At 68.5% G+C, this 24,799-nt stretch carries 24 protein-coding genes and 3 pseudogenes; 12 read left to right on the forward strand and 15 right to left on the reverse strand.

The genetic code is table 11. From position 1 onward, the window contains the following. Positions 1-90 precede the first annotated feature (90 nt). A pseudogene (locus ABZV00_RS26225) lies at positions 91-696 on the reverse strand (type VI secretion protein); the annotation flags it as partial. A 137-nt stretch (positions 697-833) separates the two neighbouring features. Between ABZV00_RS26225 and ABZV00_RS26230 the strand changes: the two are divergent. Beyond that, positions 834-1,061 carry a VOC family protein gene (locus tag ABZV00_RS26230; RefSeq protein ID WP_355610514.1) on the forward strand — a complete coding sequence of 76 codons (228 nt, stop codon included), beginning with the start codon at positions 834-836 and terminating at the stop codon, positions 1,059-1,061. A gap of 1 nt (position 1,062) precedes the next feature. Here ABZV00_RS26230 and ABZV00_RS26235 read toward each other — a convergent pair whose 3' ends face one another. Continuing rightward, a complete protein-coding gene (locus tag ABZV00_RS26235; protein WP_355610516.1) occupies positions 1,063-1,497 on the reverse strand; it encodes a DoxX family protein in 435 nt (144 codons plus the stop codon). A 540-nt stretch (positions 1,498-2,037) separates the two neighbouring features. Between ABZV00_RS26235 and ABZV00_RS26240 the strand changes: the two are divergent. Beyond that, a pseudogene (locus ABZV00_RS26240) lies at positions 2,038-2,442 on the forward strand (transposase); the annotation flags it as partial. Positions 2,443-2,650: 208 nt separating this feature from the next. On the opposite strand, the gene ABZV00_RS26245 reads toward ABZV00_RS26240, so the two are convergent. Continuing rightward, a complete protein-coding gene (locus ABZV00_RS26245; protein ID WP_355610518.1) occupies positions 2,651-4,684 on the reverse strand; it encodes a glycogen debranching N-terminal domain-containing protein in 2,034 nt (677 codons plus the stop codon). Further along, a complete protein-coding gene (locus ABZV00_RS26250; protein ID WP_355610520.1) occupies positions 4,681-5,058 on the reverse strand; it encodes an SCP2 sterol-binding domain-containing protein in 378 nt (125 codons plus the stop codon). Before ABZV00_RS26250 ends, ABZV00_RS26245 begins: the two co-directional genes overlap by 4 nt. 190 nt (positions 5,059-5,248) lie before the next feature. Between ABZV00_RS26250 and ABZV00_RS26255 the strand changes: the two genes are divergently transcribed. The 4 genes from ABZV00_RS26255 (at position 5,249) to ABZV00_RS26270 (ending at position 9,593) form a co-directional block, all read left to right on the forward strand. Then, entirely contained in the window at positions 5,249-5,626 is a 378-nt protein-coding gene (locus tag ABZV00_RS26255; protein WP_355610522.1) for an SCP2 sterol-binding domain-containing protein, read from the forward strand. Further along, positions 5,623-7,656, forward strand: a complete 2,034-nt coding sequence (locus ABZV00_RS26260; RefSeq protein ID WP_355610524.1) for a glycogen debranching N-terminal domain-containing protein — start codon at positions 5,623-5,625, stop codon at positions 7,654-7,656. The genes ABZV00_RS26255 and ABZV00_RS26260 overlap by 4 nt, the downstream gene beginning before the upstream one ends. Positions 7,657-7,822: 166 nt before the next feature. Further along, positions 7,823-8,452, forward strand: a complete 630-nt coding sequence (locus ABZV00_RS26265) for a VOC family protein (RefSeq protein WP_355610526.1) — start codon at positions 7,823-7,825, stop codon at positions 8,450-8,452. A gap of 133 nt (positions 8,453-8,585) precedes the next feature. After that, on the forward strand, positions 8,586-9,593 hold the full coding sequence (locus tag ABZV00_RS26270) for an NAD(+)/NADH kinase (protein ID WP_355610528.1): 1,008 nt from the start codon (positions 8,586-8,588) through the stop codon (positions 9,591-9,593). A 109-nt stretch (positions 9,594-9,702) separates the two neighbouring features. Here ABZV00_RS26270 and ABZV00_RS26275 read toward each other — a convergent pair whose 3' ends face one another. Next, on the reverse strand, positions 9,703-10,944 hold the full coding sequence (locus ABZV00_RS26275; RefSeq protein WP_355610530.1) for an IS110 family transposase: 1,242 nt from the start codon (positions 10,942-10,944) through the stop codon (positions 9,703-9,705). A gap of 513 nt (positions 10,945-11,457) precedes the next feature. On the opposite strand from ABZV00_RS26275, the gene ABZV00_RS26280 reads away from it, so the two are divergent. Continuing rightward, positions 11,458-11,967, forward strand: a complete 510-nt coding sequence (locus tag ABZV00_RS26280) for a hypothetical protein (RefSeq protein ID WP_355610532.1) — start codon at positions 11,458-11,460, stop codon at positions 11,965-11,967. 166 nt (positions 11,968-12,133) lie between these two features. Here the strand turns inward: ABZV00_RS26280 and ABZV00_RS26285 are convergent, their stop codons facing one another. The 3 genes from ABZV00_RS26285 to ABZV00_RS26295 form a co-directional block, all read right to left on the reverse strand. After that, the gene (locus tag ABZV00_RS26285; RefSeq protein ID WP_328417850.1) at positions 12,134-12,589 is read right to left on the reverse strand and encodes a DUF6069 family protein; all 456 of its coding nucleotides are present in this window, start codon (positions 12,587-12,589) and stop codon (positions 12,134-12,136) included. 298 nt (positions 12,590-12,887) lie between these two features. After that, positions 12,888-13,883 carry an RNA polymerase subunit sigma-70 gene (locus tag ABZV00_RS26290; protein ID WP_355610534.1) on the reverse strand — a complete coding sequence of 332 codons (996 nt, stop codon included), beginning with the start codon at positions 13,881-13,883 and terminating at the stop codon, positions 12,888-12,890. Between the two features lie 114 nt (positions 13,884-13,997). After that, positions 13,998-15,350, reverse strand: a complete 1,353-nt coding sequence (locus tag ABZV00_RS26295; protein ID WP_355610536.1) for an FAD-binding oxidoreductase — start codon at positions 15,348-15,350, stop codon at positions 13,998-14,000. A gap of 47 nt (positions 15,351-15,397) precedes the next feature. Between ABZV00_RS26295 and ABZV00_RS26300 the strand changes: the two genes are divergently transcribed. Next, on the forward strand, positions 15,398-16,840 hold the full coding sequence (locus tag ABZV00_RS26300) for a PLP-dependent aminotransferase family protein (protein ID WP_355610538.1): 1,443 nt from the start codon (positions 15,398-15,400) through the stop codon (positions 16,838-16,840). A gap of 299 nt (positions 16,841-17,139) precedes the next feature. Here the strand turns inward: ABZV00_RS26300 and ABZV00_RS26305 are convergent, their stop codons facing one another. The 4 genes from ABZV00_RS26305 to ABZV00_RS26320 all read right to left on the reverse strand — a co-directional run bounded on the left by ABZV00_RS26305 (position 17,140) and on the right by ABZV00_RS26320 (position 18,936). After that, positions 17,140-17,475 carry an immunity protein YezG family protein gene (locus ABZV00_RS26305; RefSeq protein WP_355610540.1) on the reverse strand — a complete coding sequence of 112 codons (336 nt, stop codon included), beginning with the start codon at positions 17,473-17,475 and terminating at the stop codon, positions 17,140-17,142. Between the two features lie 12 nt (positions 17,476-17,487). Beyond that, positions 17,488-17,955 (reverse strand): DNA/RNA non-specific endonuclease, encoded by a 468-nt coding sequence (locus ABZV00_RS26310; RefSeq protein WP_355610542.1) that lies wholly within the window; start codon positions 17,953-17,955, stop codon positions 17,488-17,490. Between the two features lie 157 nt (positions 17,956-18,112). Then, positions 18,113-18,607 carry a hypothetical protein gene (locus ABZV00_RS26315; RefSeq protein WP_355610544.1) on the reverse strand — a complete coding sequence of 165 codons (495 nt, stop codon included), beginning with the start codon at positions 18,605-18,607 and terminating at the stop codon, positions 18,113-18,115. A gap of 5 nt (positions 18,608-18,612) precedes the next feature. Further along, complete coding sequence (locus tag ABZV00_RS26320; protein WP_355610546.1) at positions 18,613-18,936, reverse strand: hypothetical protein; 324 nt, start codon at positions 18,934-18,936, stop codon at positions 18,613-18,615. Positions 18,937-19,122: 186 nt separating this feature from the next. Between ABZV00_RS26320 and ABZV00_RS26325 the strand changes: the two genes are divergently transcribed. Both ABZV00_RS26325 and ABZV00_RS26330 read left to right on the forward strand, forming a co-directional pair. Then, positions 19,123-19,500, forward strand: a complete 378-nt coding sequence (locus tag ABZV00_RS26325; protein WP_355610548.1) for a YbaB/EbfC family nucleoid-associated protein — start codon at positions 19,123-19,125, stop codon at positions 19,498-19,500. A 518-nt stretch (positions 19,501-20,018) separates the two neighbouring features. Continuing rightward, complete coding sequence (locus ABZV00_RS26330) at positions 20,019-21,203, forward strand: peptidase M23 (RefSeq protein ID WP_355610550.1); 1,185 nt, start codon at positions 20,019-20,021, stop codon at positions 21,201-21,203. A gap of 206 nt (positions 21,204-21,409) precedes the next feature. On the opposite strand, the gene ABZV00_RS26335 is transcribed toward ABZV00_RS26330, so the two are convergent. From ABZV00_RS26335 to ABZV00_RS26345, 3 genes are all read right to left on the reverse strand, one after another. Continuing rightward, positions 21,410-22,648, reverse strand: coding sequence for a sigma-70 family RNA polymerase sigma factor (locus ABZV00_RS26335; RefSeq protein ID WP_355610552.1), 1,239 nt, complete (start codon positions 22,646-22,648; stop codon positions 21,410-21,412). A 64-nt stretch (positions 22,649-22,712) separates the two neighbouring features. Further along, positions 22,713-23,084, reverse strand: coding sequence for a YciI family protein (locus ABZV00_RS26340; protein ID WP_355610554.1), 372 nt, complete (start codon positions 23,082-23,084; stop codon positions 22,713-22,715). A 39-nt stretch (positions 23,085-23,123) separates the two neighbouring features. Then, positions 23,124-23,765, reverse strand: coding sequence for a DUF998 domain-containing protein (locus ABZV00_RS26345; protein WP_355610556.1), 642 nt, complete (start codon positions 23,763-23,765; stop codon positions 23,124-23,126). Positions 23,766-23,916: 151 nt separating this feature from the next. Here ABZV00_RS26345 and ABZV00_RS26350 point away from each other — a divergent pair, with 151 nt between their 5' ends. Together ABZV00_RS26350 and ABZV00_RS26355 are read left to right on the forward strand one after the other, a co-directional pair. Beyond that, a complete protein-coding gene (locus tag ABZV00_RS26350) occupies positions 23,917-24,342 on the forward strand; it encodes a hypothetical protein (protein ID WP_355610558.1) in 426 nt (141 codons plus the stop codon). A 225-nt stretch (positions 24,343-24,567) separates the two neighbouring features. Then, positions 24,568-24,799 (forward strand): annotated as a pseudogene (locus ABZV00_RS26355) (hypothetical protein); the annotation flags it as partial.

Here is a 24,799-nt window from a genome sequence, read left to right on the forward strand (position 1 = left end):
ATCCCGGCCGGCACCGTCCCGCTCCTTGCCCACGCCCGCTCCTACTGCTCAACACTCGCCAGCCGTACCGACGATCCCAGGAACAGTCGGCCCGGCGGCGGTGATCCGACGCATTGGTGCCACCCCATCGGCACGGCGGGGTGCGCGCGGCGGATGCCTGGCCGGTGCCGAGGGCGCCGGATCGTGGCGGGTTCAGGGCGACCGCGCCGTGGCGGGAAGATCAGGTCCTGCGCGCCGCGCAGACCAAGCGCGACACTCGTCTGCTTACACCCGCGCTGGGACGGGCGGGTGAATACCAGCGGGCGCAAACAGGGAGATGACCAGCGGCCGGCCGGTCCAGGCGTACTGCAGGACAACGTGCGGCGTGCCGTAGAACAGCCGGCGGCGCGACGGGGTGAGGATGCCGGCACGGTTCGTTCACAGGGCGGCGGCACCGTGCTCGTCGACCTCCGGTGGCGGGGCGATGGTCACCAGCCGGGCACCGGTGGCGTGGTACCGGTGCCGCCAGCCGGCGACGAGGTTCCGGACGGCGATCCAGACGCAGAACAGGCCGGCGGTGACGCCGAGCAGCCAGGGACGGTCGATGGCCCAGTCCGCTGCCTGCAGGATCCAGCGGGTCGCTGGTGACGGGGGAATCGTTGAGCCGGGATCGGCACCGACCGGGATGGGTGACGGGGAGAACCTGAGGGTGGTCAGGTGCCCGTCGGTGTCGATCCCGGGTTCGGGGCGCCGGTGAGGGTCCCTTCACGTTTATGGCCGCGCGGAACGAGTAGACACGCCCATCACTGTGGATTGACAGGTGCGCCTCGGACGGGTTCGGTTACAGGCGACGAGTGTGGGAACTCGCCGAGCACCGGTACGTGTTCATCGAGGTGCGAACCGACCATGCCGGGCACGCCATGCACATCGTCTTCGTCATCGATTCCGACGCCCGCATCGCCCACATCGCTGAGCGGGGCCTGGAGCCTGCCGAACGCGAGACCTACGACAACGGGGTCCGCGAGGCGACCTTCCGCGACCCGGACGGCAACGAGATCGGGTTCGGCGGCGAGCCGGCCTGACCTATCGCCGCAGGACGGCACGGACCGAACGGGCAAGCCCCACGGTCTGGTACCAACGACCCCGGGCGACGATGGCGGCCATGACTCCGAGCGCCGCCGGCAGGAGCGCCGGTGCCACACCCATGTCCAGCGTCGTCGCGATCGTGGCGCCGATCAGCAGACCGACCACGCCGAGGGCGGCCAGTCCCGACAGTCGTGGCACCAGCAGACCAATCGCACCCGCGATCTCCACACAGCCGATCATCAGCGTGGCGACGGAGTTGAACCCCATCTCCGCGAAATTCCCGACGACCGTCGGTTCCCGGATGATCTTCGGGAAACTCGCCAACAGCAGGACCGCGGCGATCAGGGACTGGGCCGCCCACAGGACCCGATCCGCCCCACGGCCCGGCCGTACCCCGGTCGTCGTCAACTCGGTAATCGTCTGCTTGTTCATCACATCTCCTCGCCAATAGCGTTGATCACGTGCAGCACGCTATGTGGGCAGGCGGGGCGAAAGCTTATCCAAAACTGCTCGGTCGACAAGCCGTACGGCCAGTGCGGATGACCTGCGCCGATGGCGCCCAACGTTCGGCCGGCCCCGTTGCCCGGGATACGCCCGCATGATTAGCTGACAGTCCACTCCGAGCAGACTTTGAAATGCGCTAGTAGATGACGACGCCGATGGTCAGCGAGATGGTCGAGTAGGCCTGGCTGCAGCAGAACGTATGGTCGCACGCGGCGGGCGCGGTGAAGCGCACGTGTCTGCGCCGTAGTGCACGAGACGGCCAGCATGAAGCCATTACGCGGCGACGATGTTGTTGGGGCGGCGGTCGAGGTTCTGACGAGCCCGGTCGTAGCGCTGGTGGTGCGAGCGTCGGCGTGTCGGACAGCGATCTGGACGTCGCGGAGGCTGACCCCGGCGGTGATGCCGACGGTGCCGGCGACCGGGACCCCGTGGTCGGGGTCGCCGTCGGCGAGGGCCACGAGGGTGACGGGCCAACCGACCCGGTGGATCATCTCGCTCGGCGGCGCAGGAGGTGATGCATGCCGTCGCGCGTCACTCCCTGAGCCTGGACCCGTCCGGCCCCGCAAACGCCCCGAGGAACTGATCACGGACAAGGGCTACGCCCACGACTCCATTCGCCGGGCGTCGCGGCAACGAGGGGTCAGACATGTCATCCCCGAACGCTCGGACCAGGTCGCCCGCCAGGCCGCCAAGGGCAGCGCCGGTGGGCGACCACCCGTCTTCGACAAGGCGATCTACCAGAAGCGCAACGTCGTGGAACGCTGCTTCAACCGGTTCAAGCAATGGCGTGACCTGGCCACCCGCCACGAGAAACGCGCGTCGCTCTACCGCGCCAGCCTGGTCCTGATCGCCGCCGTCATCTGGCTTCCATGATCGACAGGACACGCCCTAGCTGGGTTGCGACCCGACCCGGGTTTGGAGACTGACGCATGGTCGAGCTGGGTTGACCATCTTCGGTGGGCAGTGGCGCTCGCCGCGCTGCAGGTGGTGGCCGCGACGGTGGCCTTCGTCCTGGTCGTGGCCGCCGCCCTCCGCGTCGTCGACATGGCCGCGCGGTACGCCGCCTGAGCACCGTCGGCTCTCAGCCGATGCGCCCGCGTCCGAAGGCGTCGGCGCGACCCCACCGGCCTGGGATGTCCCGCAGTTCGATCCGGCCGATCTCTCGGGACACCGCCGGTCTGGTCACCATGTGCTCCCCGCGCGGCTCCAACCCGAGCATGGTCCGCAGCAGCAGCAAGGGGGTGCCCGTCGACCACGCCTGCGGACTGCAAGCCGTCGGATATCGCACGGGATATCTGGTCAGCTCCCGGTCATGTCCGGCGAAGGCCTCTGGCAGTCGACCGTCGAAGAACTCGGCTGCGTCGATGATGCCCTGGGCGATGTGCGCGGCTTCCTGGGTGAAGCCGTAGCGGCGTAGTCCCCAGGCGATGAAGGAGTTGTCGAAGGGCCAGACGGTGCCGACGTGGTAGCCGAGCGGGTTGTATCGGGCCTCTCCCTTCGCGAGGGTGCGGACGCCCCAGCCGGAGAACAGTCGGGGGCCGAGGAGGTGTTCGGCGATCTTCGCGGCTCGGGACTGGTCGACGATGCCGCTCCACAGCAGGTGGCCGATGTTGGAGGACAACGCGTCGACCTGGCCGCCGTCGGCGTCGAGAGCGAGTGCGTAGTATTCGCCGTCCTCCACCCAGAAGTCCCGGTTGAACCGTTCCTTGAGCTCGGCGGCTTCCCGTTCGAGGCGGTCGGCGTACGCCGGGTCGTTCCAGAACTCGCGGGCCAGGCGGGCGCCGCGGATCTTGGCGTCGTAGGCGTAGCCCTGCAACTCGCAGGTGGCGCGGGGCAGGCCGGGCAGCCTGCCGTCGCGGTAGGAGATCGCGTCCCAGGAGTCCTTCCAGCACTGGTTTTCCAGGCCATTGACCTCGTTGCGGCGCTGGTACCAGATGTAGCCGTTGCCCATGATGTCGCCGTACTCGTCGATCCAGTGCAGGGCCGCCCGCGCAGAGCGCTCAAGAAGCCGCACCGCATTGTCGTCTCCGGTCCACCGCTCATATTCGTCGATGAGGATCACGTAAAGGGGCGTCGCGTCGGCGCTGCCGAAATACGGTGAGTGCGGCTGCTCCTCGAACCCGACCGTTTCCCCGTAGCGCAACTCGTGCATGATCTTTCCCGGCTCCTCCTCGCGAAAATCGTCCAACACGACGCCCTGCACCAGCGTCAGAAGGCGCAGCGTCGTAGCGGCGAGATGCGGTGCGAACGGCAGCGCCTGCAGACTGGTGAAGATGCTGTCACGACCGAAGATGGCCATGAACCACGGCAGCCCGGCGGCAGGCAGGCGTTGTCCGCCGGCCGTGAGCGGCGTGAAACGCAGCGCGGCGAGGTCGACGAGGCTGCGCCGGTAGGTCCTCATCAGTGATTCGGAGTCGCAGACCAGGCGGGGTCTTTCGGCGAGCCACCGGTCCAGGTCCAGGCGCATCTCCTTCTTGACCCGACCGGGACTGCCCTGGAGGCTCTCCCGGATATCACGGCCGTTCAAGCCCAATGTCTGCACGTGCAGCTCGGTTACCCATTCGGCACGTGGCCCGATCCTGACGTCGTACGTCAGCCCGTGCTCGTCGATCCGGGCCGGCTCGGTGCTGGAGATGACTGTCTCCCGCTGGAACTGCTCGCGCTTGTAGCCGAGGCGCAGGCACCCGTTTTCGACCCGCGTGTAGTAATCTCCCTTCTTCTCCCGCACGTCTTTGATCTCGAACAGATCGGCGAAGTCGCTGCCGACCTCGAACCGGATCCGGAGGTCGACCGGCTCACCTTGGTGGTTGACCACCGTCAACCGTTCGTGGAAGCTGCCACCGATCGAGCGTTCGCGGATGGCCGAAATCTTGGGGTCGACAAGAGGAGTCGGGGCAACCGGGACGAGAAAGAACCGCGTTTCGAAGTACTCGATGTCGTCGACCGTGAGCGCGCTGAGTCGTTCACCGTCGATGGTGAGCAGCCATTTCGACAGGAACCGGGTATCAAACGAGAACAGGCCGGTCGGGATGGTGGGAGACGCGTCGAAGTCGCCGGTGTCCTCACTGACCACGAAAGTGTTGCCGTCGAGAAGCCTGACGAGATCCTCAGTCATGCCTGCCGTCTCCGCTCCCAGGCGAACATCCGCGGGTGGTGCGCGCCAGGCGGCCCCGGGAAGGCTCGCTGAATGAGGCGGGCCAGCCGCACCTCGCCCTCGGCCCTGAGTTCGTTACGCACCCACGCCGCGTACAGGTTCTCCTCGCCGCTGACGATCCGGTCGAAGAGCCCCTTGTCGGCGCGGATGACCGAGTCGGCCTCGCGCTCCTCTCTCGAAACGCGGACATCACCCTGCTGGATCACCACGAACCAACGGTCGACCCCGTGATCGTGTTCGAGATCGAAGCGTATGGTGCCGGTGGCCTCCTGAAGCAGGGGTTCGTGGCCGCGGTGGTCGAGCCCGTCGAAGAACTCCGCCGTCGGATCCGACATCAGACTCCCTCGGTCAGTTCTGACCAACACAGCATCACCCGGGCCGGGGCACCTCGGCATCACCCGTATCGGATGAGATTGGTGCGGCCGACACCGGTGTTCCAATCTCACCCGCTGCGGGTGATGCCGCGGCACCACTGGGTGAGCGACGCTGCCTGTTGAGCCGGTCGACCTGTAAGGGGTGGCGCTGATGTCGGATGCGACCAGTGAGTTCTTCGACGAACTCGACCACCGCGGGTCCGAACGCCTGCTGAAGAAGACCAACGGCACCATACGCTTCGACCTCGAACACGATCACGGGATCGACCATTGGCTCGTCACCATCATCAATGGTGATGTTCAGGTGTCGAGGGAGAAGCGCGACGCCGACTGCGTCATCCGTACCGACAACGCGTTCTTCGACCGCATGGCCCGGGGCGAGGAGAAACCGTTGCCGGCGTGGCTGCGGAACGAGATCACGAGCGAAGGCAAATTTCGGTTCATAGTCCTGCTGGAGCGGCTCTTTCCCGGGTCGCCCGGCGCGCGCCATCCGCGGACCTTTGCCCGCGAACGTTGGGGGCATAGATGAGTGCGAAGCTCGTCAGGATCCTGGACGGCAACATCTTCGTGTTGAGCTATGACAGTGGCGACATCGAAGCGACGCCCACCGTCCCGTGCGGGTTCTTCTCGTTCGACACCCGATTCCTGTCGCTCTGGCAGCTGAGCGTCAACGGTGAGCGGCTGCACGCGCTGGCGGTGGACGACTCGCGGTATTTCGTAGTGCGTTTCTTCCTGGTTCCGGGCGCTCCGACCCATTACCTGGACGCCAAGGTGTCGGTCATCCGTGAACGGTCGATCGCTGGCAGCTTCACGGAGCGGTTGAGCATCCTCAACCACTCCGAAGAACCGGCCGAGTTCACCGTCCGCGTCGAGGCGGACTCCGACTTCACGCCTCTGATCGCGGTCGCGCAGCCGCAGCAGCCATTGGGAAGGATCCACCGGCGTGTCGAGGACGGGTTCCTGCATCTCGGCTACGAGCGTGAGAAGTTCCGGCGCGAGACGGTCATCTCCACGACCGAGCCGGCGCAGATCGACGAACACGGGCTGACGTACAAGATCCTCGTCGGACCGCACGGACAGTGGACCACAACACTGCAGGTCCGAGGACTGGTGCTGCGTCCGGACGGCGAGGATGTTCGTGAACATGTGTATCCCGGCCGCCCCAGGCGAAGCGAGCAGCAACTCCAGCGGGACCTCGACCAGTGGCTCGATAAGGCGCCGCAACTGAGGTGTGACTGGGAGCCGTTGACGAGGACGTATCGGCGTAGCCTCGTCGACCTTGCGGCGTTGCGATACTCGCCCCTGACGCTCCCGAAGGTGGCGATGCCCGCCGCCGGCCTGCCGTGGTCCGCGACCCTCACTGGGCGTGAACCCATCTTTGCCAGCCTGCAGGCGATGCCCTTCACCCCGGAGCTCGCCATGGCCACGTTGCGCATGCTGGGGATCGATCAGGGCTCCGTGCTGGACGACTTCCGCGACGAGGAGCCGGGAAAGATCCTGCACGAGTTCCGCTACGGCGAGCTGGTCGCGTTCGAAAAACGCCCGCAGTCGCCGTACTACGGCAGCGCGGATGTCACCCCGCTCTACGTGATCCTGCTCGACGAGTACGAGCGGTGGACCGGAGATGCCGCCCTGGTGCATGAGTTCGAAGACGAGGCGCGGGCGGCTCTGCACTGGATCGGCGAGTACGGCGACATCATGGGCAACGGCTACATCTGGTACCAGCGCCGCAACGAGGTCAATGGCCTGGAAAACCAGTGCTGGAAGGACTCCTGGGACGCGATCTCCTACCGCGACGGCAGGCTGCCCGGCCTGCCCCGCGCCACCTGCGAGTTGCAGGGCTACGCCTATGACGCCAAGATCCGCGGCGCCCGCCTGGCCCGCGAGTTCTGGAACGACCCGGCGTACGCCGACCGCCTCGAACGGGAAGCCGCCGAGCTCAAGGAACGGTTCAACCGGGACTTCTGGGTGGAGGACGGCGAATACTACGCACTCGCTCTCGACGCCGACGGCGGCCAGGTCGACGCGCTGTCCTCCAACATCGGCCACCTGCTGTGGAGCGGCATCGTCGACCAGTCCCGAGCCGCGAAGATCGCCGAACACCTCCTCGGCCCCCGACTGTTCTCCGGCTGGGGCGTGCGCACCCTCGCGAAGGGAGAGGCCAGATACAACCCGCTCGGCTACCACGTCGGCACCGTCTGGCCCTTCGACAACTCCTTCATCGCCTGGGGACTACGCCGCTACGGCTTCACCCAGGAAGCCGCGCACATCGCCCAGGGCATCATCGACGCAGCCGAGTTCTTCGACGGTCGACTGCCAGAGGCCTTCGGCGGTTACGACCGCGAGCTGACGAGGAACCCCGTCCAGTACCCGACGGCGGACAGCCCTCAGGCCGGGTCCACCGGTGCGCCACTCCTGTTGTTGCGAACCGTGCTCGGCTTGGAGCCGTACGGGGATGACCTGGTGGTGGCGCCGGCCCTGCCCGAGAAATTCAGTCGGATCGAGCTGCTCGACATTCCCGGCAGGTGGGGTCTGATCGACGCCATTGGATACGTCTGAATCGACGCTCAGAAGAGCAGATGAGGCAGAGCTGAGTGCATCAATCGGTCCCTCGGCGGCCGGTTCTTGGTTCGTGAGTTCCGGACCACCGTGAGCGGGGGAGGGGTAGTCAGTGTTGGCTGCTCGCGTGGGCGTCCGACGCGCCGCCGATGTTAGGTTCGCCGGCATGACTGTGCAGATCACGGCTGGACAGTTCCACGCGGCCGAGGGTGTCGAGGACTGGCGTTGCCTCTACCACGTGGTCTCGGCCCATTTCCCGACCGGCTCGCTGGCCAGGGGCGTCGCGCTCGTCGATGAGATCGGCCGGCTCGCAGACGAGGCACAGCATCAGTATCTCAACATCGACCTGCGCAACGCTGGCGTCACAGTGACCCTGAGTCTGCGCGACATCGCGCTGGCCCGGCGGATCTCGGCCGCCGCCAAGAAACTGGACATCCCTGCCGACCCGACCGCCGTTCAGCTCATCAACGTCACCCTCGACGCACTCGTCGGCGCGGAAGTGCTGCCGTTCTGGCGTGCGCTGCTCGGCTATCGCCAGATCGGCGACGACTACCTGTTCGACCCGTCGCGCCGCGGCCCGGGCTTCGGGTTGCAGCAAATGAACGCGGCGCGCCCACAACGCAACCGCATGCACCTCGATGTCGCTGTCCCGCACGATCAGGCCAAGGCTCGCATCGCCGCCGCCCTTGCCGCCGGGGGCCACCTGGTCTCCGATGCGCACGCGCCGATGTGGTGGGTACTGGCCGACGCCGAAGGCAATGAGGTGTGCGTCGCCACCTGGGTCGGCCGCGAATAGCTGACCTGCTCGGGCGCCCGTTCCCGCGGACGAAGCCAAGGCCAGCAAGTCTGGTCATCGGTACCGGCAAGCTGTATGGCACCCTGCCCGGCTTTCGGCAACACGGAAGCGCCGCTACGGGGATGATGGCCGCATGGGGCAGCGGCAGGTCACGTTTGGGTTGGTGGTTCACCCGTCCAAGCCGGTCCTCGACTCGGTAAATGTCATCAAGCGCTTCGTGCATCAGTATGGCGGCACCCTGCTTGTGCGGGAGGCAGATGCGCCGCTGGTCGGGCCAGATATCGAGGCGGTCGCCGCCGCCGCGTTCGTCGACCGCCTGGACGCGGTGGTGAGCCTGGGCGGCGATGGGACGATGCTTGGCGCCATGCGCTTGGTCGTGGGGCGAGACAAGCCGGTCCTCGGGGTCAACTACGGCAAGGTCGGCTTCCTCGTTGAGGTCTCTCCCGCCGGCCTGGAAGCGGCGTTGGACCGCCTCGTAGTCGGCGACTACACGCTGGAACCCCACAGTTGTTTGGAAATCATCACCAACGACGACGGCGTTACCGCCTTCAACGACGTCGTGGTAACGGCGTCCGAGCCGCTGGTGAGCATGACAGTCGACTTGCTCGTCAACGGCTCGCGGCACGGCTACTACTGCGGCGACGCTGTCATCGCATGCACACCGACGGGCTCGACGGCCTACAACTACGCCGCCGGCGGGCCGGTCATCTCACCGTCAGCACCGTCGATCGCGCTAACCCCGGTTGCACCCATGACGGGCATCAGTCGGTCGGTCGTGCTAGGCGGCAAAGACGGCGTGGAGCTGTACAACCCGTCGGAGGATGCGTCGTTGCGCATAACGGCCGACGGGACGCCTGTCGGCATGCTCAAGCCCGGCGACGGGCTGAAGTTGCGCCTCAACGAAGACGCGGTCAACGTCGTACGGTTCGATCCGGGTATCCACCAGCAGCGCAAACGAGTCCAGCTGAGTCTGCTCGACCTTCCGCTGCGCCCCGACCAGCTACTCGAGCTCGTGCCGCCCGAGCTGCGGGAACGGGCCGAACAGTTCAGGGCCGAGCAGGCCAGACTCGAGCAGGCTCATCCCGGCCGACCGCCGACCGTTTCGGGCACGCCCCGCAAGGCCGGGCGTACTGAGCCGTGATGGACGCAGCGATTCGCTCGGGTGAACGTTTGGCACGTCATCGGGTGCCGTTGCATTGAGCGTTGGCAAGATCGAGGCAGGCTTGAGTTGCCCTGTGTCAACCCCTGGGTCAGGCGGCTGTTGGTTGGTTTTGGTTGAGGAGGGTTTGGAGGGCGCCGTGGGTGGCTGGGTTGTAGGGGACGTTGTCCTGCCAGCAGCGCCAGATGATGTGTGCCCAGGCGCGGGCGAGGATGCGGACGGCGTGGGGGTGGTCGCAGCCGCGGGCGGTTGCTTTTGCGTATAGATCGGCGGCCCAGGGGTTGGCGCGGCGGGAGTCGCCGGCGAAATCGCAGAGGGCGTCGCGCAGTTGTTTGTCGGCGCCCCAGCGGAACATGACGGTCTTGACCTTGCCCGATTGTCGGGTCGAGGGGGCGACCCCGGCGAGGCAGGTCAGCGATTCGCGGGTGGGGAACCGTCCGCGGGCGTCGCCGATTTCGGCGAGCAGCCGGGCGGCCCGGACGCTGCCGGAGCGGGGCAGGGACGTGAAGATCGGCGCGTCGGGATGCGCGTCGAGTTGTTCGCCGATGCTGGCGGCCAGGATCTGGATCTGGGCTGTCAGGGTTCGCAGGACGGCGACCAGCGCGGTGGTGGTGCCCGCGTGGATGCCGGCGGGCTCGCCGGTGACGCCGCGGGGTGCGGCAAGCAGCCGGGCGTGCAGCACGGCCGGGTCAACGCCTCCGCTGTATGAGACGGAGCGCAGCCAGACGGCGAGGCGTTTGGGCGAGAGCCAGTCCGCGGCCTGCTGGGTGGTGAACCGGCCCAGGAAGGTCAGAGTGATCGGCGAGTCGATGTCGGCGAACAGCGTTGCGGCGGCGGGGAACACGATCTGCAGGTGTGCCCGCAGCTGGTTGGCTGCGGCGACCCGGTGGGTGACGAGGTCTCGGCGGGCGCGGACGCTGCCGCGCAGCGCGGTGGTCTGCTCGCTGTCGACAACCATGGGTCGCAGCCGGCGGACGTCGGTGCGGACCACGTCGGCCAGGACGTAGGCGTCGAATCGGTCGTCCTTGTTCCCGGCCGATCCGTACCGGCTGCGCAGGTTCTTCACCTGACCGGGCGGGATCACGTACACGGTCAGTCCGGCCCGCATCAGGGTCTGGACCACCGGTCCGTCGCCGCGTTCGATGCCGACCTGCTCGACACCGGCGCGCAGCAGCCGGGCGGCCATCCGCTTCAACCCGGCCGCGTCGTGCGGCACGGTGAACCGGTCCAGGACCTCCCCTTGATCGCCGAGCACACAGACGGCGTGGTCGTCCTTGGCCCAGTCCACCCCCGCCGTGACGCGCATGGCAGTGGGGTTGGGGTTGATACTCACAGTTGTCTCCTCGCTGTTGCATCAGTGGGAAGACACCCGGTGGTCCCGGGACACCGCAGCCGGTCGCTCACTGATCGGCGCTCATTGGCGCATAGCCCTGTAGCCAGTCGGGGTGTCCTGGGCCGCCGGGCCTCGCAGAACTCAAGCTGGACCTCGAAGGTCGAGCAGTGATGGCGATGGCACGGCGGGGACCAGGGGTGCACCCGAACCCTCCCACTCAGCGATCAAACGGGCGACTCGGATACAGGGATGCTGCACCAGTGAGCAGTGAAGTCATCGACCCGCCCCGGCCCGTGGCTGCCTCCGAAGTCGGCGTTCGTCGGGTTCCGTTTCCCCCGGCGGGCAGGGTGGGTATTTCGCTCACCCTGCCCATCTCCGGTACGGGCACGTCCGCCCCGCCCCTCCCTGAGCCACGCCTCCGGCACCTGCCGGGTCCGGGTCGTTGCGAGACTTCCGGAGCGGGCGACAATGGACGGTCAGGTGCCTTGCAGATCAACACGAACGGTGGTGTCGGTGAGTCTGATCCAGGCGTGTGTCACCGCGACGACGACGATGCTGGCGGTCCTGATCGGCGGGTGGCTCACCGTCCGGGCCCAGGACCGGCTGTGGCGGCGCGACCAGGACCGACAGTGGCGTGACATCCGGCTGAACGCGTACACCGATTTCATCGGCGCGGTCCGGGAGTACGTGGCCTTCGTCCTCAACCCAGCCGCCCGCATCATCGCGGTGCCGCGCCAACGTGATCCGGGTGATCTCATGCCGTTCTTCGACGACGAGGGCAGCCGCTACCGGGAGCGGCTGGAGAGCACCAAGACCGCGCTCCGGCTGGTAGCCGGGCGATCCGAGGTGGTGAGCGGCTCGTCGGAGCTGGTGCGCCAAGCCCGGCTCCTGGCGGCCATGCGGGCGGATAGCGGCGTCGAGGCGTTGCCGGCCGACCGGTTCGACGCGCTGTGGGAGGCCGAGCGCCGATTCATCGAGGCGGCCCGGGCCGAACTCGGCCTGCCCTCCGCGTTTGCGCCATAACCGGTCCCAAGGCCCCGCCGTTTGGTGCGGGTGCCCTGGTGGCCCGTTGGCGTTCGCCCGCCGAGCGGCTGGTACCGGCGCCTGGAATGGAGGGTGGCAGCACCGGGGGCCACGTTAGTGCGCTCGCGCCCGCCCTTGCGCCGCGCGTTGTCCCGATGCGGGATCGTCAGTCGGTCCGGGTGCGGAGGCTCCGCGCCAGGGTGGGGATCATCACCGTCGCAGGGACGAGGTGTAGCCCGAGGAGGGCGATGGTGGTGGCGGTGTTTGCCCCGGAGACGAGAGGCGGGACCAACGAGATCGCGGTCAGCGACACTGCCGTCCACACGAATCGCTCGGCGGGGCGAGCGCTCCAACGAAGAAGAGCGACGGCAATGACGATGCCCACGACCGAGAAGAAGCCGGTCACCACGGTGAACCCGGACAACGGGATCGTCTCGCCACCATCGGGGATCTCGAAGTCGACGCCAACGGCCTGGGCAAGCGCAGCGGCGAGGGTGGTGGCCACCATCGCTGCGAGCGTGGCAATGAAGCCGGTGCCGGCGAGCCCGCGGAGTCGGTGGGTGTGGCTGGTCTGGCCCGATGCCGGGCCTGCGACGACCCCGTTGTCATTCATGCTGTTCATGTCGTTCCTCCATCATTCGGTAACTGGCGTACGGGGTGTGTTGCCTGGCATGTGACGGTCCCGGCCCTGGGCGTGGCGATGCGCACCCTCGCCGTGCGACGGTCGGGGTTCCGCAGGGCGCGGACGCCGGTGCCGCGGAGCCAGAACCCGGCGTCGCGTCCGAGGACCGGCCCGGGCTCGCCGTCGCGCAGCTCCAGCTGCACCCGCCCGCGGGTGACGACGCCGAACGCGTCGCACCACTCCGCCGCGACCACCGCGACACGCGCGCCACCGCGCAGCACGAGCGTCCACACCGGGACTACTCCGTGCCGTCGGACGGCAGGCGCTCCGGCAGCCCGAGCCGCGGGAACTGGTCGTCGTGGAACGTGACGATCTCGGTGATCGCCCCGTCGGTGACGCGTAGGACGTCGATCGTCAGCGGCAGGTACGCGCCCTCCTGCTCCCGCCAGAGGTAGAAGGCGACGGCGGGCTGCCGGTTCACGGCGGTCAGGACGCCGCGCAGGCGCCCCATGTCTGCGAAGCCATCCTCGACCCAGTCGTTCACCACCGTGTCGCGGCCGACGTGCAGGCCCGGCGTGGGCGGCATCGAGTAGCGGACGTCGTCCCGCAGCATGGCGGCGAGCCCGTCGATGTCCTTGGCCACGCTTGCGTCGGTGAAGCGGCGCACCAGCTCGCGCGTCCCGGCGTCCTCCTCGCCGCCGGTCCAGTCCTGCCGCTCGGCGGGCAGGTGCTTCCGCATGCCGGCGCGGGCCCGCTGCAGCGCGCTGTTCACGGAGTTGACGGAGTCCCCGAGGAGCTCCGCGACGTCCTTCGCCGGCCAGCCGAGCACGTCCCGCAGGATCAGCACGGCCCGCGGGCGCGGCGCGAGGTGCTGGACTGCGACCAGGTACGCCAGCTCGATCGTCTCCCGCGCGACGGCGACGGTCTCCGGCTCGTCCGCGTCGCCCGCGGGCAGCTCGTCGAGCAGGCGGTCCGGGTAGGGCTGCAGCCACAGCACCTCGCCGGTCGCAGGCTCCGGGCGGCACTTGGCGAGCAGGTCCAGGCAGGCGTTGGTGGCGATCCGGTACAGCCAGGCCCGGAACGTCGACCGCCCCTCGAAGGTCTCCCGCCGCCGCCAGGCACGGAGGAACGTCTCCTGCACGGTGTCCTCGGCGTCCTCGAACGACCCGAGCATCCGGTAGCAGTGCACGTGCAGCTCCCGCCGGTGCCGCTCCGCCAGCCCTGAGAACGCCGGCTCGTCGACCTCGCCCAGCCCGCTCACGCCCAGCTCCTCCAGCCGCATGTCCGCACTCATCACGTCATCCTTCCGTCTCGTCGTGTCCCGTCTTAGGTATGACGGGTGCGGGCGCGACAACTCATCACTCGGGTCGGTCGGCGTGGCTGATCCAGTCGGCAGTCGGGTGTTCGCTCAGGCGTGGCTGGGTCGGATGTTGTGGTTGAGGTGGAAGACGTTGTGCGGGTCCCAGATGGTCTTGAGGGCGGTGAGCCTGGCGAGCTTGGCGGTCGGGTATGCACGGCGTACCCCGCGTTGCCCCTCGTCGGCGGCGAGCGAGTTGACGTAGACGCCGTCGGCGTACGGGTCGAGCGCGGCTCCGGCAGTGCGAGCCGCTGCCATCCGGGTGTCGTCTTCGGATGGGTCGGTCCAGCGGGAGCCGGCGCCGAACTCGAACGTGGTGCCGCGGTGGCTGAACGCGGCGTCGGCGTCCGGGACGTCGGCGATGGCGCCGCCGTGCGCCTGCAGGCCGACGCCGGGCAGTTGGGTGCCGGCGTGCAGGTCCGACGCGCCGCGCAGCAGGAACGCCTCGATCGTGGCGGTGGGGAACTGCCGCAGGTAGTGCGCGCTGGAGTACCGGCGGTAGGCGTGGCCGCCGGTGGTGTCGTCGCGTTGCTGGAGTTCGAGGTATGACGGGGTGGTGACCCGCTCGGCGACCGGGCGCCCGAGCGCGCGCATCGCCGGCAGCAACCGGTGACCCTGTGCAGGGTCGCCGACCCATACGAAGCCGACGGTGGCGATAGGGCCGCTGGCCGTGCTGTGGACATCGGCGGTGAAGGTCGCCTGCCGCGGCGCGACGGCGTTGAGGTCCCGCCAGCCTTCGAGCACCGGCACGGCGTCCTCGGCGCGGAAATCGAACTCGGCGACCAGGGTCTGCGTTCCGGTGTGGTGCAGTTGGAAATCGAAGTCGGTGACGATGCCGAAGTTGCCGCCCCCGCCGCGCAGGCCCCAGTAGAGGTCGGGGTTCTCGGTTCGGCTCGCGGTCACAACCTCCCCGTCGGCGGTGACCATCGTGTAGGAGACGACGTTGTCGCAGGCCAACCCGTGTTGGCGGGCGAGCCAGCCCATGCCGCCGCCGAGGGTCAGGCCGCCGACCCCGGTGTGCGAGACGTTACCCGCGGTCGTGGCGAGGCCGTATGGCTGCGACGCCTGGTCGAGTGCGCCGAGCAGCGCGCCGCCCTGGACCCGGGCGCGCCGCCGGATCGGGTCGACCCGAACGCCGTTCAACGGGGTCAGGTCGATCATCAGGCCGTTCGCGGGGACGGCGAGGCCGGCCACGTTGTGCCCGCCGCAGCGCACCCCGATCTCCAGGTCGAGTTCGCGGGCCAGGCGCACCGCGGTCACTACGTCGGCGACGCTCGCGGCCCGCACGATCATCCGCGGGCGGCGGTCAATCATGGCGTTCCAGACGGTGCGGGCCGCGTCGTAACCCGGGTCGCCCGGGGTGAGGAGGCGGCCGTCGAAGCGGGGGCTGGTCGCTGTCGTCATACGTCTGAGCCTGACGGAAATCGGTACACCCGGTAAGGTCCGATTGCATGGGCCGAACCAGGACCAATTCGAGCACGGCGGAGGACCTGCTCATCGATGTCGACCGGTCCGCGGCCGAACCGCTGCACCGGCAGATCGCCGCCTCGATCAGGGGCGGCATCCGGGCCGGCCGGTTGCGTCTTGGGACGTCCCTGCCACCCACCCGCACCATCGCAGCCGATCTGGGAGTGTCACGCGGCGTCGTGGTCGAGGCCTACCAGCAACTCGTCGCCGAGGGCTACCTCACCAGTCGGGCGGGCGGCTACACCCAGGTCGCGGTCGAGCCGATTCCGACGCCGGCGGGTCGCCGCGGCGGAGATCGGCCGGCGGCCCGGATCGACTTCGGGTACGGCCGCACCGACGTGTCATCGTTCCCCCGGGCCGCCTGGCTGCGTTCGGTGCGCACGGTCCTCACCACCACGCCGAACGAACACTTCGCCTACCTCGACGGGCGTGGCGTGCCCGAACTGCACGCAGCCCTGACCGACTACCTCAACCGGGTCCGCGGCACGTCGGCCCGCCCGGAGAACGTCGTGATCTGCAGTGGCTACGGCCAGGGCGTCGCGCTGCTGCTCCAGGTGCTCGCGGCGCGCGGCGCCCGCCGACTGGCCGTCGAGGACCCATCCGCGGACGACGACGCCCGCCTCGTCGCGGCCGCGGCCGGCCTGGACGTGATCGGCGTCCCGGTCGGGCCGAACGGCATTCTCGTCGAGGATCTCGAACAGACCGACGCGGACGCCGTCGTGCTGACGCCCTCGCACCAGTGGCCCACCGGCGGGGTCCTGTCGGCCACCGCGCGGGCCCGGGTGATCGGCTGGGCGCAGCGTCGCCGCGCCGTGGTGATCGAGGACGACTACGACGCGGAGTACCGCTACGACCGCTCGCCCATCGGCGCCATGCAGGGGCTGGCGCCCGACACCGTCGTGTACTGCGGCACAGCGAGCAAGACCCTGGCGCCAGGGCTGCGCCTCGGCTGGCTGCTGGCGCCGTCACACCTGGTCGACGAAATCACGGCGGCCAAGGTACTGGCCGACCGCGGCTCTCCCGTCATCGACCAACTGACCTTCGCCGACTTCCTCACCCGCGGCGAATTCGACCGGCACCTGCGGCGCATGCGCCCGGTCTACCGCCGCCGCCGCGACGCACTCCTGGCCGCGCTGCGCACACGGCTGCCCGAACTGGAACCAGTCGGTGTCGCGGCGGGCCAACACGTCGTAACCTGGCTCCCGCACGACCTCGACGAGGCCGCGGTCGTGGCTGCCGCCGCCCGGCACGGGCTGGCCGTGCAAGGCGTCTCCCGGTACCGACTGAGCCCCGCCGGACCCGGCGGGCTGATCTTCGGCTACGCCACCCTCACCGAACGCGCCATCACAGACGGAGTGGAAGCCCTTGCCGACGCGGTCGCAGAGGTCCGTGCCCACATCTGCCGCGAGCCGCGCTACATACCGTGATGAGTGGCTCCTGCCGTAGCTCGCCCGGTCGTGCCGAAAAGCGGATGTTGGATCATGGATCCGCGGACGAGCCTCTACATCGGAGGCCCCGACCTGAACCGGACGCTTCTGCCGCGGATCCAGTTGCCCTGCCGGAACCGGACTCCGCCGCACCTGCCCGGCCGGGTCCTCGCCGGTCGACGCTGGGGCGTGGTGGGTCGACCAGATGCGGGTCAGCGCCCGCAGGTGGGTGATGCGTCGCTTTCGTCAGCGGCGCACAACTTAGCAGCGGAGGCAATCGATGCGTTCACGGACAGCATTCAGTCGGTTGGGGGCTCGTACGAGAAGTCGACCTCGAAGGTGCCGTCACTCTGTACGGCCATGGTGAACCCGTACCACGGCTCGCTGCCGTCTTCGGCCATCACTTGCCGCAGGTCGATGAGCAGGTCGGCGATCTCGTCGACGGCCTCGTCGGGGTTGTCGTCCCATCCAAAGTAGAACACGGTGCCGTCGGGGCCTCGGAGCTCCAGGGCAGCGTTGGCGTAGTCAATGTCGGCTTCACCGTTGACGGTGATTGTTGCCGCGTTGTCGGGCAGGATCGACATGAGGATCTGCCCGATCCTAGTGATGATGTCGCTGTCACTACCGTCGGGCACTTACGGCACCTCTCATGGATTGCGGAATCGGTTGGTGCGTTTGGGGCCGTTACTTATTTGTTCCGTGATGGTGAACGCGGTGGGCCGGGTTGACGCTGAGTTTGGATCGTAGTGCACCCGGCCCTCGACCCGTACTGGGCTGGAGCCCGAGCCGGGGCTTGGGTGGTCTGGGTCCAGGGCTCGCGCCCACCTGTTCTCCATTCGTTTCCAGGCGGACAGGTTGAGGTTGGAGTCCATCGCCACGAGGTTGATGCGCTCGCCCGGACCGCGGAAGATGTGGGCGAACAGGTGACCGCCCTGGTCGGTTAGCTTGCGGAAGGGCTTGCCGGCGACGCGCTGCTGGTAGGCGTTACGGTTTCCATCCACCAGTTGGAGACGGCCGCTGAAGTGCGTGACCCGGCCCTTGGAGTCGGTCTTGTAGGTATAGCCGGTGGTGCGTTCGACGTAGGTCGTGTTGGGTTGGAGCTTGCGCCGATTCACCGCGCGGTTCCACCCTCCGGGCTGACCGGCGTCGAACTGGACCCGGGTGCGTGTGCGCGGAGCGGGGATGACCCGCCCTCCCACGCCGATCGGTCCGCGTGCGTTGGGTGCGCCGCCTGGAGTCGCGCGTCGTCCGCTCCCTGGTCTGCCTCGGCGTCTAACCATTGAGCACCGCCTCGACGGCCATGCCGACGAGCTGATCGAGGATCAGCGAGGTGATCATTTTGAAGACCGGGATTTCGAGGAGGGAGGCACCGAACGTCGCGACGGCGGTCGCGATGGCCTGGGCGATCTGCACAGCAAGGATCGCCAACTGCACAATCACCTGGATCTTGAGGGTGAGGACGACGCCGGCGCAGACCATGAGCCCGGCCCCGACAAGCGAGGCCCCGGGGATGCCCTGCTGAAGCGCGTTCGCCGGGCTGTCGGCGCCGTTCCACCAGGTTTGGAACGCTTGGGCCGCCTCGCCTTGATTGTTGTCCCAATAGGCCGAGCCTGAGGCGAGGGCAGCGGCACCCGCTGCTTCCATCTTCGGCGCGAACTCCACCCACAGCTGCCCAAGCTGGAACAACTTTTCCTCGTCCGAGGTGGGCCAGTCGTAGCCGAGCATGCCGAGGATGGACACGAGTTCGCCCGGTAGCTGCAGTCCCATGCTGGTCAGCCGAGGCTCTCGCCGAGGGCGCTCAGCGCGGTGAAGGCCTCCGCTTCGATCCGTTCGTAGGCTTCCGCCACGCCGACGAGGTCGTCGCCAGCGGCCGCCAGTTCATCAGCGACGGTGTACCAGCAGTCGAGTGCCCATTGGGAGACGAGGCCGTAGGCGGTGCCGATGTAGGTGCCGATGGTGTCGTCACCCCAGGCGCCGTCGTAGGCGGCGGTGGCGGCCTCGAACGCTGCCAACTGCTCAAGGAAATCATCGCCGGTGGAGGCGAGGTTGTTGCCGGCGGTGACAATCGCCTCAGGTTGCACGTCGAAGCCTGGCACGGTTCCCCCGATCGCGTGACGGACTCTGGCGGCACGATTCTATCGGCCGACGTCAACGTTTCAGCCATGCAAAAGGTCTCGCGGTCACGTGGGGGTCGCGGCGTGTAGGGCGATGTTCGTACGCTCAAGGGAGGCCGATGGGACGGGGGAGCGGATATGCGTCCGAGCAGTGAGGGTTTCTCGGAGATGCTGGACCAGGTGGTCGCCGCTGCGGGCAAGGTGCAGGAAGTAACCACAGGCGGTGCCGAGCCGGTCCGAACGAGCGCCGCGAACGGCTGGGTCGAGGCAGCGTTGGGTGCGGATGGACGGTTCGCCTCGCTGACTCTCGATCCGGGGCTGAAAGGACTGCCGATGGAGCGCGTCGCCGACGCGATCGTCGAGGCGGTCAACGCGGCCCTGGACGAGCAGCAGGCTCAGGGCGGCCACGGTGGGCCGTCGGTCGACCTCTCCGAGATGATGGCGCAACTGAAGCAGATCCAGGAGGCAGCCGTTCCGCAGATGCGCTCGTTCGTGGCCGCTATGACCCGTGCCCAGCAGGAAGCCGCCGCTCGCGCGTCACGATAGTGAGCTCAGAGGCGCTGGCGCTCGAAGCATCAGCCTGACCGCGGCCAGGACTACCTGCTTTCCGGCCGATGTGCGGCTGTGGTTGCGGAAGCTACGGCGACGCAGGCGGCGACCTGCTCGACCAGCGACGGCTCGTGGCCGGTCGTCGGCGCCGGGGGTGATGCCGGCGGCAAGGGATTCACGTCCTGCGCAGCCCGCCCGGCGCACCGCGAGACACCACCTCCGCCGATGGCCGACCTGGCCACGATCCGGGTGCACCGACGGCAGATCCTCCACGGCGTGATCAGCGAATACTCACAGGCAGCGTCGCCAGAACCGGGTTTATGAACGGCACACGCTGTTGAGCAGCACCGCGACGGGACCGGTGCGGCCGATCCGGTAGGACTGGGCGGCGATCGGACAGGTTAACGGCCGGCTGTTCCGACGGCACGACGATCCACTTTTCATAGACACAAATCAATCTCATGTATATCGTCCTTCGGGTATATGTCAGCCTCTCAACCCCCTCTGGAGAGGACATGATCAGTACTCGACGCTGGGTCGGTACCGCCACGGCGATCCTGCTCGTTGCCACCATGACCAGCACCGTGCCGAGCGGTGCCCACGCCGCGCCGGCCACCGACGTCACCACCGCCGTACGAGACAAGCTGCTCCAGGAGGCCGCGGTCGCGGCGGACCCGGGAATCCGCACCGCCGGTGTGGAGGACACCCGGGTGACCGTCACCCGCCGGGACGGCCGGGCTTGGGCCTTCGGCACCGCCGTGCTCGTCGCCCCGCACGAGGAAGGGCTCTACCCGTCCGGTTGGATCTTCGTCGCCCGCCAGCAGCGCGGCGGCTGGCAGGTCGCCTTCGAGGGCGAGAGCAACTTCACCGAACTGGCTGCGGCCGCGCCTGCCTCCGTCGTCGCTCAACGGGAAAGGGACGCCTTCACCGCCCCCGGCACGTTGGCCGCCAACGGGGACTTCCGCACCGGCATGCGCCTGCCGTTCGCCCTCGGCCAGTCCTGGACCCTCAGAGGTGGCCCGCACGGCTGGTCCGGCTCCCCGCGACCGTTCAGCTCGATCGACCTGTTCGGCGGTGACCAGCGGGTGCTGGCCGTGCGCGCCGGCACCGCGTACACGATGTGCAAGGGCTGGATCCGGGTGGTCCACGACCGGGGGTACACCACGGACTACTACCACCTCTGGAACAACATCAACGTCGACGGCGCGTCCGTCGGGGCGGGCACCTACCTCGGCGACACCGGCACCGACATCACCTGCGGCGGTTCCGCCAGCAGTCGGCACGTACACCTGGGGTTCCGGCAGAACAGCGCGTACGTGGCGATCGCAACCCACAACCTGGGCAAGTGGGTGCCGAGAGAGGGCAGCACGGCCTACGAGGGCTACGCGCTGCACGGCTCGAAGCGCGTCAACGTCGGCGGGGCGCTCTACAACTACGGCCCGCTCGGCTTCACCGAGGGAATCATCGACAGCAACGGCGGCACATCGATCAGTCGACGGTCCGGGCCAGGCACCGGGTACGGCGTCGTCGGCTCGATCGCGGACGGCGCCACGGCGGCCGTGGCCTGCTCGGCGAACGGCACCACCCACACCGGCCGCTGGGGCACCACCGCCCTGTGGAACCGGCTCACCGACGGCACCTGGATCCCCGACGCGTACCACTACACCGGAGCGGCCAACCCGGTCAACGGCTGGTGCTGACGCGCCACCCCGCGCCCACCCGCGCCACCCGGTGTCGGTGGCCGGTAGCACCACCACGATGGTGGGGCGCACACCCTGCGGCGCGGCGAGGTTGGATCCGCCGCGTCGCAGGGACATGCCGCCCGGGGGCTGAAGGTTCCGCCCGAGGGGGTGGAGGCGCTCCACTGAAGGGCGTCGAGCAGCTGGTCCCTGCCGACGATCATCGGTCAGCCGAGCCGGTGGGCTCGGCGTTGGAGGTATCGCTGTTCGACCTGGTTCTGGGTCAGGGCGGCTGCTTCGCGGTACCGCGCCGCCGCGCCGGCCGTGTCTCCGGTCATCTCGAGCAGATGTGCGCGGATCGCGCGTTCGCGTTGCCGGGTCAGCGGTTCCTCGTCCAGATGGTAAACCCGGTTGAGGTCGTCGAGCAGGGCCAGCCCTCGGGCCGGCCCGTACGCGTGCGCGACTGCGACCACCCGGCTCAGCCGTACCGGCGCGGTCGGACTGAGCCGTTCGAGACCCAGGTACAGCGCCGCGATCTGTGGCCAGTCCGTCCGGTCCGGCGACGCGGCCGCGGCGTGCACGGCCGCGATCGCCGCCTGCAGCTGGTACGTGCCGACCTCGCGCCGCCGCCAGACGCTGTCAATCAGTTCGGTGCCCTCGCGGATAAGCTCGGGATCCCACCGGGCCCGGTCCTGCTCGTCCAGCGGCACCAGCTCGTCGTCGTCGGTACGGGCAGCGCGCCGCGACTCGCTCAGCAGCATCAGGGCTAGCAGCCCGGTCACCTCGGGGTCGTCCGGCAGGGAGTCGCGGAGCATGCGGGCCAGCCGGATCGCCTCACGGGTCAGGTCCACGCGGGCGAGCTCGTCTCCGGTGGAGGCGGTGTAGCCCTCATTGAAGATCAGGTACAGCACCTGCATGACGGCGTTCATCCGGCTGACGCGGTCAGCGTCGGTCGGCGGTGTGAACCGGGCGCCGGCGCGGACCAGTTGCTGCTTGGCGCGGCTGATCCGGGCGCCCATGGTGTTCTCGGCCGTCCCGTAGGCGTGTGCGATCTCCGTGGTCGTAAGGCCGCCGACCGCACGCAGCGTGAGCGCCACCTGAGAGGTGGGGCTCAGCGCTGGGTGGCAGCACAGCAGCAGGAGCGTGAGGCTTTCGTCGGTCTCCAGTACAGGACGGGCCCGTCGGGCCGGGTCCTGCATCGCCAGCTCGCTCACGCCGGCGAGCCGCTCGCGGCGGCGTCGAGCCTGGTCGGTGCGGAGCAGGTCGACCATCCGCCGGTATCCGATCCGGATCAACCAGCTCCGCGGGTTCTCCGGCACGTCGTCGGCCATCCACGTCCTGCTGGCGATGAGCAGTGCTTCCTGTACCGCGTCCTCGGCGATGTCGAAGTGGCCAAAGCGCCGCACCAGCGCGCCGAGGACCTGCGGCGCCTCGGTGCGCAGCAGGTGCTCGACGTCCGGTGTCACGCCGGTGCTGCCGTTCGTGTGCCCTCCCGGTCTGCCGCTGTCCGGCGACGCGGGACGCGGCGGGTCATGCCGCGAAGTCCTCTCCCATGATCGGCCGGATCTCCATCGGCTCGCCCAGCGCCTCGACCATCCGCGAGACGATCTCGACGGCGCGCTCCTGGCTGCCCACGTCGATCACCGCGAAGCTGGCCAGAACCTCCTTGAGCTCGACGAACGGGCCGTCGGTGGCCACCACGCCGGTCGGGGTCCTGCGGACCGTGGTGCTGACCGCCGGGTGACCGAGTCCTTCGCTGCTGACGAACTCGCCGGTCTCGATCAGCTCCTGTTCGAACCGCTGGTACGCGGCGAACGAGGCCAGCGCCTCCTCGGACGGGGTGTCGGCGGTCGCGGCGTTCCAGGCGGCGGACGGCGTGTAGCTGAGCAGTAGATACTTCATGGTCATCCTCGTTCGCGGGGTCGGATCACGCTACGCCGATCAACTCGAACGGCGCAGGGAGAGGGCGACGACCGTCGTCCAGGTGAAGGCGACCAGGCCGTTCACGGCGATCTGGATGCTCATGTGGCTCGACGACATCGGCATCAGCAGGATGAGCGCGGCGAGGCCGTTCAGCACCGCCGGCAGGGCGGCCCGACGGCGGACGTGCCGGATGGTCAGCAGGATGGCGGCGATGGCCAGCGCGGTGAAGGCGATGGCGGCCGCCGCCGAGTGCGCGATGCTGTGCCAGGACATTTCGCCGACCGGCCCGTCAGGGGTCCCTACCGGGAAGCCGTACTCCGGATCCATGGTGAACACCCCAGCCGCGACGAGCCCGGCACCGAAGATCCCGACGAAGATCGGCATTGCCCGCCGACCGGTGCCCTCGGTGAGCGTGCGCCGGACACCGACGGCGAGGGCGATCCCGCCGACGCCGGCGAGCACGAATGTGGTGATCTGGATCCAGCCGAGACTTCCGGTGGCCAGCTGGCTGATCGGGTGCTGCGTGATGTCGTAGCCCTCCCGGGTGAGCATCTGCGTCACGGCCGAGGCGAGGAAGACCGGTCCGGCGAGGCCGCCGGCGAGGAGCAGGCGGTCGGACGAGCGGCGGACGGCGGGAACGGTGGCGGCGACGGTGGCCATGACTTCCTCCTTGGTGGGTGCTTGCCGCTACCTCGTGGCCGCACCGCGAACTTTGACATTCCGGGATCGTGACCCAGGTCACATGATGTCGATGTCAAAGCCCAAGGCGTCGCCTCCGAGGTACCGGCAACGACCCACCGAGGAGGACACGATGTCTGAGAACACTCAGCCGAGCGCCGAACTGACCGCCCTGGACCGTCTGGTCGGCGCCTGGTCGGTGACCGGCGGCGCAGAGGGAAGCGTGCGGTACGAGTGGATGGCCGGCCGGTTCTTCCTGCTTCAGCACGTCGAACTGAGCCAGTTCGGCCAACCCGTAACCGGTCTGGAAGTCATCGGCAACCTGCACCCGTTCGGTGAGCCGGTCGGCACGGACGTGGTGTCGCGGTTCTACGACGCGGCCGGCAACACCTTCGACTACGTCTACGAAATCGTCGGCGACAAGTTGACCATCTGGGCCGGGGCGAAAGGCAGTCCGGCCTACTACGAGGGCACGTTCAGCGCCGACGACACCACGGTCACCGGCGAATGGACCTACCCCGGCGGAGGAGGCTACGCCTCCACCATGACCCGGATCTGAGATCGGAAAGCCGCACCGACCGGCCGTCTCGTTCTATTCACCGTTGTCCACATGCCGCACCTGCACCGATCTGCCCCGCCCCGGCGCAGCCGGCAGCGATGCCGTTCCACCAGCGTCCCCGGCCACGTCCTCCACCATGACATCGTACAAATGTTCGATCATTCGATCGGGGCTGACCGCGCTACCGCCCAGGCTCTGATCGATGGTGAGGGACACGTTTGGGCCGTGGGTGGCGAGCGAGAGCGGCGCATCCGCGTATCTGGCGGTAGGGTCGCCGGCCTGCGGCGGTGGACTCTGACGATCCTGATGGCGGCGTGCGGTGTGCTGGTGGCGGTGGCGCAACTGGCCGCCGGTTTGCCCGCCGTCGGCGGCGCCGAGTTGCTGGTCTTCTTGGCGCTGGCACTGCTGTTGTCGCCGTGGGCGTTCCCCCGGTCGGTGGACGCCGCCGAGGCGCAGC

Origin of the sequence: Micromonospora sp. NPDC005173 (genome assembly GCF_040608515.1) — a bacterium.
In the GTDB taxonomy this organism is placed as follows: Bacteria; Actinomycetota; Actinomycetes; order Mycobacteriales; family Micromonosporaceae; genus Micromonospora.

Coding starts and splice junctions, on each gene's coding strand:
- ABZV00_RS26235 (WP_355610516.1), bottom strand. CDS start 1,497: ATGAACAAGCAGACGATTACCGAGTTGACGACGACCGGGGTACGGCCG.
- ABZV00_RS26245 (WP_355610518.1), bottom strand. CDS start 4,684: ATGACTGAGGATCTCGTCAGGCTTCTCGACGGCAACACTTTCGTGGTC.
- ABZV00_RS26250 (WP_355610520.1), bottom strand. CDS start 5,058: ATGTCGGATCCGACGGCGGAGTTCTTCGACGGGCTCGACCACCGCGGC.
- ABZV00_RS26255 (WP_355610522.1), top strand. CDS start 5,249: ATGTCGGATGCGACCAGTGAGTTCTTCGACGAACTCGACCACCGCGGG.
- ABZV00_RS26260 (WP_355610524.1), top strand. CDS start 5,623: ATGAGTGCGAAGCTCGTCAGGATCCTGGACGGCAACATCTTCGTGTTG.
- ABZV00_RS26265 (WP_355610526.1), top strand. CDS start 7,823: ATGACTGTGCAGATCACGGCTGGACAGTTCCACGCGGCCGAGGGTGTC.
- ABZV00_RS26270 (WP_355610528.1), top strand. CDS start 8,586: ATGGGGCAGCGGCAGGTCACGTTTGGGTTGGTGGTTCACCCGTCCAAG.
- ABZV00_RS26285 (WP_328417850.1), bottom strand. CDS start 12,589: ATGAACAGCATGAATGACAACGGGGTCGTCGCAGGCCCGGCATCGGGC.
- ABZV00_RS26290 (WP_355610534.1), bottom strand. CDS start 13,883: ATGAGTGCGGACATGCGGCTGGAGGAGCTGGGCGTGAGCGGGCTGGGC.
- ABZV00_RS26295 (WP_355610536.1), bottom strand. CDS start 15,350: ATGACGACAGCGACCAGCCCCCGCTTCGACGGCCGCCTCCTCACCCCG.
- ABZV00_RS26300 (WP_355610538.1), top strand. CDS start 15,398: ATGGGCCGAACCAGGACCAATTCGAGCACGGCGGAGGACCTGCTCATC.
- ABZV00_RS26315 (WP_355610544.1), bottom strand. CDS start 18,607: ATGGGACTGCAGCTACCGGGCGAACTCGTGTCCATCCTCGGCATGCTC.
- ABZV00_RS26325 (WP_355610548.1), top strand. CDS start 19,123: ATGCTGGACCAGGTGGTCGCCGCTGCGGGCAAGGTGCAGGAAGTAACC.
- ABZV00_RS26330 (WP_355610550.1), top strand. CDS start 20,019: ATGATCAGTACTCGACGCTGGGTCGGTACCGCCACGGCGATCCTGCTC.
- ABZV00_RS26340 (WP_355610554.1), bottom strand. CDS start 23,084: ATGAAGTATCTACTGCTCAGCTACACGCCGTCCGCCGCCTGGAACGCC.
- ABZV00_RS26345 (WP_355610556.1), bottom strand. CDS start 23,765: ATGGCCACCGTCGCCGCCACCGTTCCCGCCGTCCGCCGCTCGTCCGAC.
- ABZV00_RS26350 (WP_355610558.1), top strand. CDS start 23,917: ATGTCTGAGAACACTCAGCCGAGCGCCGAACTGACCGCCCTGGACCGT.